The sequence below is a fragment of the Bradyrhizobium sp. B124 genome, from assembly GCF_038967635.1.
Classification (GTDB): domain Bacteria; phylum Pseudomonadota; class Alphaproteobacteria; order Rhizobiales; family Xanthobacteraceae; genus Bradyrhizobium.
Map to the genome: position 1 here is coordinate 5846979 of NZ_CP152413.1, position 11973 is coordinate 5858951.

At 64.6% G+C, this 11973-nt stretch carries 15 protein-coding genes; 11 read left to right on the forward strand and 4 right to left on the reverse strand.

The genetic code is table 11. The annotated features are described in order from the left end of the window. The first annotated feature begins 11 nt into the window (after positions 1-11). The 10 genes from AAFG13_RS27805 (at position 12) to AAFG13_RS27850 (ending at position 7003) form a co-directional block, all read left to right on the forward strand. Positions 12-749, forward strand: a complete 738-nt coding sequence (locus AAFG13_RS27805) for a thioredoxin family protein (RefSeq protein WP_342708807.1) — start codon at positions 12-14, stop codon at positions 747-749. Positions 750-833: 84 nt separating this feature from the next. Beyond that, positions 834-1193, forward strand: coding sequence for a DUF1428 domain-containing protein (locus AAFG13_RS27810; protein ID WP_212312277.1), 360 nt, complete (start codon positions 834-836; stop codon positions 1191-1193). A gap of 128 nt (positions 1194-1321) precedes the next feature. Continuing rightward, the gene (locus tag AAFG13_RS27815) at positions 1322-1939 is read left to right on the forward strand and encodes a hypothetical protein (protein ID WP_212312275.1); all 618 of its coding nucleotides are present in this window, start codon (positions 1322-1324) and stop codon (positions 1937-1939) included. Next, on the forward strand, positions 1926-2306 hold the full coding sequence (locus AAFG13_RS27820; protein ID WP_212312267.1) for a transcriptional regulator: 381 nt from the start codon (positions 1926-1928) through the stop codon (positions 2304-2306). The genes AAFG13_RS27815 and AAFG13_RS27820 overlap by 14 nt, the downstream gene beginning before the upstream one ends. A gap of 29 nt (positions 2307-2335) precedes the next feature. Beyond that, on the forward strand, positions 2336-3076 hold the full coding sequence (locus AAFG13_RS27825; protein ID WP_212312265.1) for a di-trans,poly-cis-decaprenylcistransferase: 741 nt from the start codon (positions 2336-2338) through the stop codon (positions 3074-3076). Between the two features lie 112 nt (positions 3077-3188). Beyond that, positions 3189-4715 carry a magnesium-protoporphyrin IX monomethyl ester anaerobic oxidative cyclase gene (gene bchE, locus AAFG13_RS27830; RefSeq protein ID WP_342708808.1) on the forward strand — a complete coding sequence of 509 codons (1527 nt, stop codon included), beginning with the start codon at positions 3189-3191 and terminating at the stop codon, positions 4713-4715. 123 nt (positions 4716-4838) lie between these two features. Beyond that, positions 4839-5249: an aminoacyl-tRNA deacylase gene (locus tag AAFG13_RS27835; RefSeq protein WP_249132090.1), complete on the forward strand. Its 411-nt coding sequence runs from the start codon at positions 4839-4841 to the stop codon at positions 5247-5249. Between the two features lie 54 nt (positions 5250-5303). Next, positions 5304-5459, forward strand: coding sequence for a response regulator (locus AAFG13_RS27840; RefSeq protein WP_224943765.1), 156 nt, complete (start codon positions 5304-5306; stop codon positions 5457-5459). Positions 5460-5548: 89 nt separating this feature from the next. Beyond that, positions 5549-5698, forward strand: a complete 150-nt coding sequence (locus AAFG13_RS27845; protein ID WP_212312261.1) for a hypothetical protein — start codon at positions 5549-5551, stop codon at positions 5696-5698. A gap of 66 nt (positions 5699-5764) precedes the next feature. Beyond that, positions 5765-7003 (forward strand): threonine ammonia-lyase, encoded by a 1239-nt coding sequence (locus tag AAFG13_RS27850; RefSeq protein ID WP_342708809.1) that lies wholly within the window; start codon positions 5765-5767, stop codon positions 7001-7003. Positions 7004-7169: 166 nt separating this feature from the next. Here AAFG13_RS27850 and AAFG13_RS27855 read toward each other — a convergent pair whose 3' ends face one another. The 4 genes from AAFG13_RS27855 to AAFG13_RS27870 form a co-directional block, all read right to left on the reverse strand. Next, on the reverse strand, positions 7170-7685 hold the full coding sequence (locus AAFG13_RS27855; RefSeq protein WP_342708810.1) for a DUF1697 domain-containing protein: 516 nt from the start codon (positions 7683-7685) through the stop codon (positions 7170-7172). Between the two features lie 7 nt (positions 7686-7692). Continuing rightward, positions 7693-8334, reverse strand: a complete 642-nt coding sequence (locus AAFG13_RS27860; RefSeq protein WP_212312250.1) for a glutathione S-transferase — start codon at positions 8332-8334, stop codon at positions 7693-7695. A 13-nt stretch (positions 8335-8347) separates the two neighbouring features. Then, positions 8348-8653 (reverse strand): hypothetical protein, encoded by a 306-nt coding sequence (locus tag AAFG13_RS27865; protein ID WP_212312248.1) that lies wholly within the window; start codon positions 8651-8653, stop codon positions 8348-8350. A 254-nt stretch (positions 8654-8907) separates the two neighbouring features. Next, a complete protein-coding gene (locus tag AAFG13_RS27870) occupies positions 8908-10050 on the reverse strand; it encodes a helix-turn-helix transcriptional regulator (RefSeq protein WP_342708811.1) in 1143 nt (380 codons plus the stop codon). Positions 10051-10662: 612 nt separating this feature from the next. On the opposite strand from AAFG13_RS27870, the gene AAFG13_RS27875 reads away from it, so the two are divergent. Continuing rightward, entirely contained in the window at positions 10663-11796 is a 1134-nt protein-coding gene (locus tag AAFG13_RS27875) for a hypothetical protein (RefSeq protein WP_342708812.1), read from the forward strand. Positions 11797-11973: the final 177 nt, after the last annotated feature.

Below are 11973 nucleotides of genomic sequence, written 5' to 3' on the forward strand. Positions count from 1 at the left end.
AGGAGCATCTCATGCAACAGCACAAGATCGTCTCGCGCGAAGAATGGATCGCAGCCCGCAAGGCATTGATGGCCGGCGAGAAGGAACTCACCCGGGCCCGCGAAGCGCTGAGCCGGCAGCGCCGCGAACTGCCGTGGGTGAAAGTCGACCAGGACTATGTGTTCGACGGACCTGACGGCAAGGTGACGCTCGGCGATCTCTTCAAGGGCAGACCGCAGCTTGTGGTGCAGCATGTGATGTTTGCGCCCGAGTGGGACGCAGCCTGCAAGAGCTGCTCGTTCTGGGTCGACGGCTTCGAGCGCATGGTTCCGCATCTGGCCGCGCGCGACACCACGATGGTCGCGGTCTCGCGGGCGCCGCTGGCCAAGCTCGAGGCTTTCAAGCAGCGAATGGGCTGGACTTTCGACTGGGTCTCCTCGGGCGCCAATGACTTCAATTACGATTACGGGGTGTCGTTCACGCAAGGGCAGATCGATGCCGGGGACGCGAAATACAATTATGGAACGACCCCGCTCTATGGTCCCGAACTGCCCGGCATCAGCGTGTTCTTCCGCGACGAGAACGGGAGCGTGTTCCACACTTACTCGACCTTCGCGCGCGGCCTCGACATGATGAATGCGGCCTACCACTATCTCGACCTGACGCCGCTCGGCCGCCACGAGGAGGGCTTGCCCTATCCGATGGATTGGGTGCGGCTACGTGACCAATACCAACCGGCACCGGTTCAGGCATCCTGCTGTCACTCCTGATCGTCATTGCGAGCCAACAGGTCGCGCGAGCGCGCGCCCGTTGGCTCCTCGCAATGACGGGGAACCAGACAACAGGAAACGCCAATGCCTTACGTCGATGGTTTCGTGGTCGCCGTGCCGAAGAAGAAACTCAAGGTCTACGCCCAGCTCTCCAAGAAGGCCGGCAAGGTCTGGCGCGAGCATGGTGCGCTGGATTATCGCGAATGGGTCGCCGACGACGTCAAGCGGGGCAAGCTGACCTCGTTTCCGCAGAGCGTGAAACTGAAGGCCGGCGAAACCGTCGTGTTCGCCTGGATCACTTACAAGTCGCGTGCCCAGCGCGACAGGATCAACGCCAAGGTGATGGCCGATCCCCGCCTGGCGTCGTCGATGGATCCGAAGACGGCGCCGTTCGACGTCAAGCGGATGATCTATGGCGGCTTTGCGAGCCTGGTGAAGGTCTGAGGCGGCACGCTTTCGCCGCAATCCGCGCAGTAACCGGCTGTTAAACATCACGCTCGGCACGCCGCGCGATGCCGCTTGCGTTTACTTGGCGATCCCGTATACTTTGCAATACAAAGTTCGGACAAAACATGCGCGACCTCGACAAGGCGTTGGCCGATATTCTCGCGATCCGCAGCCAGATTGCGGCCGGAACCGCGTTCCGCGGCTACGGTCCGGCGACGGTCGCCGCCACCAGCGGCATCGCGCTGGTCACGGCGCTTGCGCAATATCTCTGGCTCGATGATCCGACTCATCATCCGATCTTGTTCCTCGCGGGCTGGGCCGCAGCCGCGTTGCTCTCTGCGGTCTTGATCTGGATCGAGATGCAGGCGCGCTCGCGGCGGCATCATTCGGGCCTTGCGGATGCGATGATTCAGCAGGCGATCGAGCAGTTCGTTCCCGCTGTGATCGCCGGCGTGCTGCTCGCGATCCTGCAATGGAAATTCGCGCCCGAGACGCTGTGGATGCTCCCCGGCCTGTGGCAGGTGCTGGTCAGCCTCGGCGTGTTCGCCTCGGTCCGCCTGCTGCCGCGCACGATCGCGCTCGGCGGCGCCTGGTATTTCCTGTCGGGCTTCACGGTGCTGCTGATCGCAAGCCAGAGCCACGCACTGTCGCCCTGGACCATGGGCCTGCCATTCGCGATCGGCCAGTTGCTGCTCGCAGCACTGTTGTATTTCGCTTCCGGAGGCAATGATGTCGAAGACTGACGTGACCACCGCGCCATTCGCCTATGATGGCCTCGACCGCGTCATCCACGAGAAGGCGCGGCTCGGCCTGCTGACCTCGCTGATGGCACATCCGAAGGGGCTCGCCTTCGCCGATCTCAAGCAGCTCTGCGGCCTGACCGACGGCAATCTCAGCCGGCATCTGCAGGTGCTGCAGGAGGCCGGCCTCGTCGACGTCATCAAGGGCTATGAAGGCAATCGCCCGCACACCACCTGCCGTTTGACCAGGAGCGGCCGCCGCCGTTTCCTCGATTATCTCGCCGTGCTCGAGCAACTGGTGCGCGATGCGGCCAGCGCCGCCGGCAAAGACGAAGGCAGGTCTCGCCGCCTTGGTATCCAGCCGATTTGATCATCCCATTTTTGTCCGGAGACTTTGTGATGCAAAGTAACGTCGCGCTCAAGCCGGAGGTAGCCGGACGGCTCCACGTCGGCATCATCATGGACGGCAATGGCCGCTGGGCGACACGGCGCGGCCTGTCGCGCCTGCGCGGACATGAGGCGGGCGTCGAGGCGATCCGCCGCATCGTCGAGGCCGCGCCGGACCAGGGCGTCGGCACGCTGACCCTCTACGCGTTCTCGAGCGACAATTGGCGCCGCCCGAAGGCCGAAGTCACGGCGCTGATGGGGCTGCTGCGGTTCTATCTCGCCAACGAGATCGCAGCCCTCGTGCGCAACGGCGTTCGCCTCACCGTGATCGGCCGCCGCGACCGGTTGCCCGACGGCATCGCCGCCGCGATCACGCGGGCCGAGGCCGAGACCGCCGACGGCACCACGCTGCATCTGCGCATCGCGATCGACTATTCGGCGCGCGACGCCATCCTGAACGCCGCCGCGCGCGTGGCCGGCGCAGGCCCGCTGAGCCGCGAGGCCTTTGCCGATCTGATCACAGGCGAGGCCGGCCTGCGCGATGTCGACCTGATCATCCGCACTTCGGGCGAGAAGCGGCTGTCGGACTTCCTGCTCTGGGAGGGCGCCTATGCCGAGCTGCATTTCACCGAGCGGATGTGGCCCGAATTCGATGCCGACGATCTCGCCGACGCGCTTTCTTCGTTCCATCGCCGCGAACGCCGTTTCGGCGGGCTGACCGCGATCATGCCGGCGGAGGTGCCGAACCTCTAGCGCGTCAAGCCGCGCCAACTGCTCTCTTCTCAAAGCCCGGCCGGGGGTTGGGCTCTCTTCCACAAGATGCGGGGACGAACGATCACGCCAACCAAAGCGGGAGCGATCATCCATGCGCATTCTTCTCATCAACGTGCCGCATCCGGCGATCGGCAGCCGGATTCCCGACGACCATTTGCCGCCGCTCGGCCTGCTGTCGATCGGCGGTCCCCTGATCGACGACGGACATGAAGTCCGGCTTCTCGATGCCGAGTTCGGGCCAATGCCGCTTGCCGCCATCCTGGCGGAGGCATCGCGGTTTTCGCCGGATGCGGTGTTGTTCGGCCATTCCGGCTCGACCTCGGGCCATCCCGTCATCGCAGAGGTGGCGCAGGCGATCGTCAGGGCCGTGCCCGGGGCGCTGATCGTCTATGGCGGCGTATTCCCGACCTATCACTGGCGTGAAGTGCTGCGCGAGGAGCCCTACGTCACCGCGATCGTGCGCGGCGAGGGCGAGGAGACCGCGCGCCGCCTGATGCGGGCGCTGGAATATGGCGGCGATCTTGCCGGCATCGACGGCATCGCATTCCGCGACGATGATGAGCCACGTGCCACGCGGCCCGCGCCTGTCATCCGCGATCTCGATGCCTATCGCGTCGGCTGGGAGTTGATCGATCACGCGCGCTACAGCTACTGGGGTGGGCTCCGCGCCGTCGTGGTGCAGTTCTCGCGCGGCTGTCCGCATCTCTGCAATTATTGCGGCCAGCGCGGCTTCTGGACGCGATGGCGACACCGCGATCCCGTGCGCTTTGCCAGGGAATTGGCACGACTCCATCGCGAGCACGGCGTCAAGGTGATCAATTTTGCCGACGAGAATCCCACCGTCTCGAAGAAGGCCTGGCGGGCTTTCCTCGAGGCCCTGATCGCGGAGAATGTCGATTTGATCCTGGTCGGCTCCACCCGCGCCGACGACATCGTCCGCGATGCCGACATCCTGCATCTCTACAAGAAGGCGGGCTGGCAGCGCTTCCTGCTCGGCATGGAGAACACCGACGAGAAGACGCTGGAGTTGATCCGCAAGGGCGCGACCACCACGATCGATCGCGAGGCCATTCGCCTGATGCGCCAGCACGGCATCCTGTCGATGGCGACCTGGGTAGTCGGCTTCGAGGAGGAGACCGATCGCGATCACTGGCGCGGCTTGCGGCAGCTGTTGTCCTACGATCCCGATCAGATCCAGATGCTCTACGTCACGCCGCATCGCTGGACGCCGTATTTCCGTCTCGCGGCAGGTCGGCGCGTCATCCAGACCGATCGCCGGCTCTGGGACTACAAGCATCAGGTGCTGGCGACGCGGCACATGGCGCCGTGGCGCGTGCTGCTGTGGTTCAAGTTCACCGAGATGGTGTTGCAGTGCCGCCCGAAGGCATTGCTCCGCGTGCTGCTGCATCGCGACACCGGACTTCGTCATGCGATGCGCTGGTACACGCAGATGGGGCGTCGGGTCTGGCCGCACGAGATTCTCGGCTTCCTGCGCGCCCGCAGGTTGAAGCACGGGCCGACGGTGCGGGAATTTTGGGGCGCGCCGCAGGATATGGAAGAGGAATCGATGTCGTCGCAGCGGCCCGAGCGCCGCGTCGGCACATCACGCGCAGCGTAAATCGATACCGTCATGCCGTCTCTGGATAACTGGCGCTGATGACTGGACGCCTGAGTCATCAGCGCGATAATTTCCAGATCGGCTGCGCAGAACAAAAAGAACCGTGGCGGTCGAGGCGTCGAGTTGAGCATACAGGTTGCGATCTTAAAAATATTGGCCAGTCACGTCAGCGGCAGAGCTACGCTCGATTCACTCAAGCACGACCTCGCTATCCTCTCGTCGAGCGGCGAGGATTGGCATGCGCGGATCAAGCGCCTCGCGTCGCGGGTTCCCGAACTCGACATCTTTAGCAATGGCTACGTGCTGCGTGACGCCGAAGGCTGGGAGATCACAGCGGCCGGTCGTGAGTTCCTGCAGGCGCTGGAGGCCGTCACCCAAGACAATCTGCCGCCTGAGCCATTGGCCGAGGCCGCGATCCGCGAAGAAGGCAAGCTGATCGTGGTCGGTCACCGCTTCAGGAACAGGGCACGGCCACAGCGTAGCCCGGAGCCGAGCGCATCGGTGCGCCGCCGGCCGTTCCGCGAGCCGCGTTGAACCTCATAGCTCTGCGCGCGACCTAACTTCGGGACGTGGCTCTGGAGGTCGCAAATGACTGCTTTGGCTCAATCGATCGCACGCGTGTTTCCGGCCAATTCGCTTCGGAGCAGCATCGCCCGGCATGTCCTGTTGTTCGGCTTTGCGGTCCTGTTCGTCGCAGTGCTCAGGGCGAGCTATGGCCTCGATCTCAGCGCGGGCTTCTTCTAGATATTCCGGCGGCACGTCATATTGGGTTAACCGGACCGGGATAGCTAGGCACACGCTTTCCCTGCATCTCGAACCCGGGCCGACCTTCCATGGACAAGCCGATGCGCTGCCAGTGCGGCAGGACGCGCACCATTGTGCTCGACAAGCATTTCCGGACCGCGCTGGTTTGCCCCAAATGCGATGAGATCGAGCTGGCCGGGCCGGCCAAGCCGGAGGAAGGGGCATTGACCGAGCGATAGCGCGGTCGTTTTCGGCGTCGAAACACGCTAGGTTCCGTCTGACGAAACGGTCCAAAGCGAAACCCGATGCCGCATCCTTCCGATCCTACCGCCGTAACTCCTGCTGACGTCACTCTTGCTGACGTGCGCCGTGCCGCCGACGTGATCCGGGATTCGGTCATGGTCACGGCGTGCAGCGAGAGCCGCACGCTGGGCGAGATCTGCGGCTGCCGCCTGTTCCTCAAATTCGAGAACCTGCAGTTCACCTCGACCTTCAAGGAGCGCGGTGCGCTGAACCGGCTGCAGGCGCTGTCCCCCGAAGAGCGCAAGCGCGGGGTGATCGCGATGTCGGCCGGCAATCACGCCCAGGGCGTGGCCTATCACGCCAAGCGGCTCGGCATCCCCGCCACCATCGTGATGCCAATTGGCACGCCGATGGTGAAGATCGAGAACACCAGGCGGCACGGCGCCGAGGTCATCATCACCGGGCAGACGCTGGAGGAATGCTTCGCGTTCGTCAGCGCGCATGCCGCCGAGCGCCGCCTGATCCTGATCCATCCCTATGACGATCCGCTGATCATTGCCGGACAGGGCACGATCGGGCTCGAAATGCTCGCGGCGGTGCCGGAGCTCGATATTCTGGTGGTGCCGATCGGCGGCGGCGGGCTGATCTCAGGCATCGCCACCGCCGCGAAGGCGATCAAGCCGTCGGTGCAGATCGTCGGCGTGCAGGCCCAGCTCTATCCGTCGATGTACAATGCCGTCAAAGGCGAGCAACTGCCGATGCGCGGCGACACGCTCGCCGAAGGCATCGCGGTCAAGGCGCCCGGGCAGATCACCACCAGGATCGTCCGCGACCTCGTCGACGACATCGTGCTGGTCAGCGAGGACCAGATTGAGCGCGCGGTCGCGACCCTGATCTCGATCGAGAAGACGGTGGTCGAGGGCGCCGGCGCCGCCGGCCTCGCGGCGGTGCTCGCGGCACCCGGCCGCTTTGCCGGCCGCAATGTCGGCCTCGTGCTCACCGGCGGCAATATCGACACCAGGCTGATCGCCTCGGTGCTGACCCGCGAGCTGGCGCGCGAGGGACGGCTGACCCAGCTGGCGCTCGATATCGTCGACCGGCCCGGCCAGCTCGCGGCGGTGTCGATCCTGCTCGCGGACGCCGGCGCCAACATCATCGAGGTCTCGCATCAGCGCACCTTCTCCGACCTGCCGGCCAAGGCGACGCTGCTCGAGCTCGTAATCGAAACCCGCGACCGCGCGCATCTGGAAGAGGTGCTGGCGAGGCTCGGCGCCGAAGGATTTGCGGTGCGGGAGAGCTAGCAATGCTGTTCCTATCCGCGAGTCAAAGCACCTAACCCGTCATCCTGAGGCGCGAGCGGAGCGAGCCTCGAAGGATGCACGGCCCGGCTGGTGGCCGATTTATCCTTCGAGGCTCGCCGAAGTGGCTCGCACCTCAGGATGACGGGGTTGGGTTCTCGGACTAGGCTCAATCATCACCCGCCGCGAGCTCGGCGAGCTTCGCGATCGTGTTGATGTTGCGCGCGGTGCCGTTGGCGGCGGCGGGGATCTTCAGCTTCGAGCGGCGCATGCCGCTGCCATAGGCGACATAGATCTCGCGCTTGCCGAGCCGCATCTGCTCGTCCTGCTGGCCCTTGATGTCCTTCAGGGCGTCCTTGGGTGGCGGCGCGTCGAGAAAGATCGCGACCGTCGTGTTCGGCGGCGCTTTCGGAAACGGATTGGCTTTCAGCACCGCGGCGATCTCGTCCGCGCTCCGCACTGCGACGCCGACCGGCTTGCCGGCATAGGCGTGCAGCCGCTTCTCCAGCGCGGCCTTGACCTTAGGCGCGCCGAGCTTCGAGGAGAACACGACATTGCCGCTGGCGATATAGGTCTGCACGTCGGCAAATCCCTCGTCGACGCACATTGCCTTCAACTCGGTCATCGGCAGCTTGCCGGTACCGCCGACGTTGACCGCGCGCAGCAAGGCGACATAACGCGGCATCACGATCTCACGTCAGCAGCAGCGCCATGCCCGGATCGCCCTTCTGCATCGCGCGCTGATAGGCCGGGCGCGCGGCGATGCGGCCGAGATAATTCCTGATGTTGGGGCGGTGGCCGAGATCGTAGGGCAGGAAATAGCGCATCGTCGTCAGCGAAAAGCCGATCATGATATCGGCCGTCGTGAACACATCGCCCGCAAGATATGTGGCGTCGCGCACCCGCGCCTCGATCAGATCGAACGAGCGGTCGACCCGCGCCCGGGTCGCGACCAGCATCGGATTGTCGGCCGCGAGGTTGAGCCGGTTCAGGATCATGCTGCGGCCCATCTGCGCCTGCAGCGTGCCGTTGGCGAAGTGAAACCAGTACAGGAACTGCGCGAAGTCGGGATGGTCTGATGTCAGCGTCAGCCGTCCATTGCCATACCTGGCGACGATATACTCGACGACCGCGCCGGATTCGGCGAGCACCAGCGCGCCGTCGGTGATGACGGGCGCGGCGCCGATCGGATGCAGCGCCTTGTAATCGGCCGGCGCCAGCATCGTGACTGGATCGCGCGTGGTGCACTTCAGCTCGTACGGAATCTCCAGCTCCTCGCAGAGCCAGACGATCCGCTCCGATTGCGACTTGCCGAGATGGTGAACGGTGAGCATGCGCGCTCCTTAGCTAAGCGTCCTCTTTCTTCTTCGCAGGCTTCTGGGCCGGCGGCGGCTCTTCCATCGCCTTCTTCATGGCGCGGGCATAGGCGTCGGCGGCGTTCTCCGCGGAATTCTGCAACCGCTTGGCGGTCGCGGTCGCGTTCAGGATCGTGCTCTTGGCCAGGAAGCGGAAGCGCGCCTTGGTCTCCTTGTCCTTGGCCTTGGCGGCGCGCGCGACCCAGACGGCCTGGCGCTTCTTGGCAGCCGCCATCACGGCCTTGGTCTGCGCTCTTGCGGTTTGCCGGATGACGGCGTCGAGGTCGGCTTCGGCCATTCAGATACACTCATTGACTGGACGTACGCCGGGGTGGGCGCACGGTGGGAGGAGGGGAGGTATCACTAGCGCAACCCGCGCCGTTTGAACATGCGATCCTTTGCGATGCCCCCGAGGGGTGTGGCAGATGGTTGCGCGCTCTCTATCCAGGCCAGGCGCACCGCTTCGACTTCGCGGACAATGATCCAATGACGGCCGATGCAGTTAACCGTGTTGCCGGTTTCTTCCAGGCCCGTCTGAATGCGGCTTGAGTCTCAGTCGGCAGACGAACCCGGCGGCACCTTGGCGCCGGCGAGCAGTCCGGCCAATTCCACCTGTCGGCCGAGCCCGGTCTTCGCCAGCACGGCCTTGAGCTGGTTGCGCACGGTTTCGCGGGAGATGCCGAATGCGATGGCGATGGCCTCGACGGTGCGTCCTTCGCCGATACCGCGCGCGACGCGCGCCTCGGCCGGCGTCAGGTCGAACAGGCCTTGCAGCACTTCCGCGGTCGGCACCTCTGATGGCACCACCGGCGTCACGATCACGATCGCCAGCGCCCGGTCGAACAGGTCGCGCGCGGCGCCCTGGATCGGGACCAGATGCACGATCAGCGGCGGACGATCGTCCTGTGCCGCGATCGGGACCGAGCGGACCTCGGCGCTGATGAGACCCTGATCGAGTGCCGCCACTGCCTGCGCGAACAGCGCGTCGGCGGTAGCTGCCGCCAGCGTCAGGCGATCGGTACGATCCTGCATCACATCAGGCACCAGGCGGTCGAACAGCGGGTTGGCCGCCATCAGACGGCCGCCGCGCCGCAGCACCGCCGCGGGCAGTCCGAGCATCGCCAGTGACTCGGTTGCCGCCCTGGCGCGCTCCATCCCGAGCCGCGCCGACAGCAGCGCCGCCCGCGCCAGATGCGGGCGTAGCGCATCGAGCTGCTCGATCGCTTCCCGCTCGATCGGTCCGTGCTGGTATTCGCGCTCGACGCTGTAGATCAGCACGTCGCCGCTCGGCACCGGGATCGCGGTGCCGGCACCCCATCCGAGCCCGCGCGGGCGGAAGAACTCGCGGATCTGGAAATCCTGCTGCACTTCCTCGGGCGTATCGAACACGTCGATGTCGCGCAGGAAGCCGGCATGATTGGCCGCCAGCAGGCGTGGCAACCGCCCGTTGCGCTCGTGCCAGCCGCCTTCGACATAGGCAACCGTGTCGTCGTGCATGTCGGGGGATGCGACCCAGCGGACGTCGTGCGGGGCTGCCGTCAGCAGCACGATACCGCGCGCCCGCGCGATCGCGCCGACCTGATGCAGCACATTCGGCCAAAGCTCGGGGACGACCGCGGCCTCATAGGCCAGTTCAATCAGATGCTCGTGCAGGTCGTTCGCCATCGGCCATTCCAGGAAAATGATGTCAACCAAGAGATAAACCCATCGACCCCGGAATTATTGCCTAGAGCAATTCGGCCCTGCCCACGAGTCCGGGCTATTCCGGGGCATTTTACAGCATCGCGCAGCCGCCGGCGCGGCCTGCGTCGGACAACCGCAGTTGGGGAGCAGATGAATTGGTCGAATGGCGAAGCGGATGCAGGGAACGGCTCTTGCCTGATGCTGTTGGGAGGGCACCTCGGTGTCCTCCCAACATCGCATTTAGTTGCAGCCGCAGCCGTGCGAGCGGCCGCCGCCGAGGATACCAGACAGGATGTTGGTGTTCTTGAGGCTGATCGGCAGGATGGCCGACGCGCCGAAGGCCGCCGATGCCAAGGTCGCCGAGATCAAGCCCAAACCTGACGATCATCGCCGCATGTGGCGAAATTGAACCCGCGTGACAGTCAGAAATATTTCCGAAGCGTCTCGAAACGTATTCGGCATGAATCGTCGCGGGGCGAGACCTGCAAGCGTCACACGTTTGCAACGCTGCGCGCGATCATTCGACCATGAACATCCTTTAATTTGTATCCGCGCGACTTGTCGCGCCTGCTAGGCGGCGATCTGTGACATGCAGTCGAGCCATCGGCGGCTCGGGGAGGGCCGATGATCAGCCGCAGGGCGCTTTCCGGATTGTTGATGACGCTGGTCGGCCCCTCATCGGTCACCGGCAACACGCTGTCGCTGAGTCGCTGCCGGGGATCGTGCGCGAATGTCGATCTGCCGGCTCTGGGCTACGATACGTTCTGCCGTTCGTTCTTCGATATCGCGACCAGGGGAAAGCTGCGTGCAGTCGCCACCGGCCCGGACATTCGAAGGGAGATGCACTCGCTGTTCCGGGAGCGGCGGCTTTATCGGCCATCGCGCGACGAGATCCGGATTCTCTGGCGCGGCACGGCGGACGGATTCTCGGTCGTGAAGGTCGAGTTCGATCTGGAATGCGGCGTGCCGGTGCGCGGATGTCTCGGGATTCCCGACAGCCCGTTCAAGGGATTGATCCTGCTCGGCCACGGCATGGCGAGTACGCCGGAGCGGTGCTTCGATGATGCCGACAAGGATTACATGAACGCGCTCGGCAAACAGCTTTGCCAGGACGGCTATGTCGTGTGGTGTCCCTACATAGTTCAGATCGGAAATCAGGAAAGCCAGAACAACATCGCCGCGATGTTGGCATCCCATGGCATCTCGGCGCACAACGTATCGTGCGCATCGATCGATGCCGGTGAAACCGTCTGCCGGAAGCTGACCGGAGCGGCTGGTCTGAATGTCGGCGTCTATGGGGTGTCCTCGGGCGCCTTTCTCGCGCTGCACCTGGAAGCGGCGACGGGGCGGATGCGGCCGACCGTCGCCTCCGGATATATGCGTGACGAGAAGAAGTTTCTGACGTCGTCCGCCATCAGCAAGAACCTCGGCATCGAACTTGCGGCCTACATTCATTTCGCCAACAGCCGCGCCAAGTATACCGGCGCGGAGCTCGCGTATCTGCTCTGTCCATGTCCGTTGTTCGTCGAGATTGGCAGCCGCGATGCTGCAAACGCGATCGAGCTCGGGCGGGATGAGAAGTTCGCGGAAATGCAGGCCGTCTATGCATCATCGGCCCATCCGCATCTGATCGACATGGACGTCTTCGACGGCGTGCACGAGGCGAGTGGCAAGCGCGCAAGGCCATGGCTGTACGGCCATCTGGCGTCGCCGGCCTATCAAGAGACGTCGCGTTTGAAGAACGCGATCGCTTTGTGAGCCATGCGGGCCGCCGGTCGCACGTCATCGCGCCGCTGACTTCGACCATGCGGAAGTAGCGCGCACATCACATGCATGAGAGCTTTCGGCGTCCGCGACGCGCCACGGGGCGGGACGGCATGGTTGCCATCGCCATGCATCGCAGCGTCGCGACGTTTCTCGAAGCTGCCTGTTGCC

What these genes read in the sequence shown, in the direction of transcription:
- AAFG13_RS27850 (WP_342708809.1), top strand. Translation starts at nt 5,765, where the DNA reads ATGCCGCATCCTTCCGATCCTACCGCCGTAACTCCTGCTGACGTCACT.
- AAFG13_RS27865 (WP_212312248.1), bottom strand. Translation starts at nt 8,653, where the DNA reads ATGGCCGAAGCCGACCTCGACGCCGTCATCCGGCAAACCGCAAGAGCG.
- AAFG13_RS27825 (WP_212312265.1), top strand. Translation starts at nt 2,336, where the DNA reads ATGCAAAGTAACGTCGCGCTCAAGCCGGAGGTAGCCGGACGGCTCCAC.
- AAFG13_RS27875 (WP_342708812.1), top strand. Translation starts at nt 10,663, where the DNA reads ATGATCAGCCGCAGGGCGCTTTCCGGATTGTTGATGACGCTGGTCGGC.
- AAFG13_RS27810 (WP_212312277.1), top strand. Translation starts at nt 834, where the DNA reads ATGCCTTACGTCGATGGTTTCGTGGTCGCCGTGCCGAAGAAGAAACTC.
- AAFG13_RS27860 (WP_212312250.1), bottom strand. Translation starts at nt 8,334, where the DNA reads ATGCTCACCGTTCACCATCTCGGCAAGTCGCAATCGGAGCGGATCGTC.
- AAFG13_RS27855 (WP_342708810.1), bottom strand. Translation starts at nt 7,685, where the DNA reads ATGCCGCGTTATGTCGCCTTGCTGCGCGCGGTCAACGTCGGCGGTACC.
- AAFG13_RS27815 (WP_212312275.1), top strand. Translation starts at nt 1,322, where the DNA reads ATGCGCGACCTCGACAAGGCGTTGGCCGATATTCTCGCGATCCGCAGC.
- AAFG13_RS27820 (WP_212312267.1), top strand. Translation starts at nt 1,926, where the DNA reads ATGTCGAAGACTGACGTGACCACCGCGCCATTCGCCTATGATGGCCTC.
- AAFG13_RS27845 (WP_212312261.1), top strand. Translation starts at nt 5,549, where the DNA reads ATGGACAAGCCGATGCGCTGCCAGTGCGGCAGGACGCGCACCATTGTG.
- AAFG13_RS27840 (WP_224943765.1), top strand. Translation starts at nt 5,304, where the DNA reads ATGACTGCTTTGGCTCAATCGATCGCACGCGTGTTTCCGGCCAATTCG.
- AAFG13_RS27805 (WP_342708807.1), top strand. Translation starts at nt 12, where the DNA reads ATGCAACAGCACAAGATCGTCTCGCGCGAAGAATGGATCGCAGCCCGC.
- bchE (WP_342708808.1), top strand. Translation starts at nt 3,189, where the DNA reads ATGCGCATTCTTCTCATCAACGTGCCGCATCCGGCGATCGGCAGCCGG.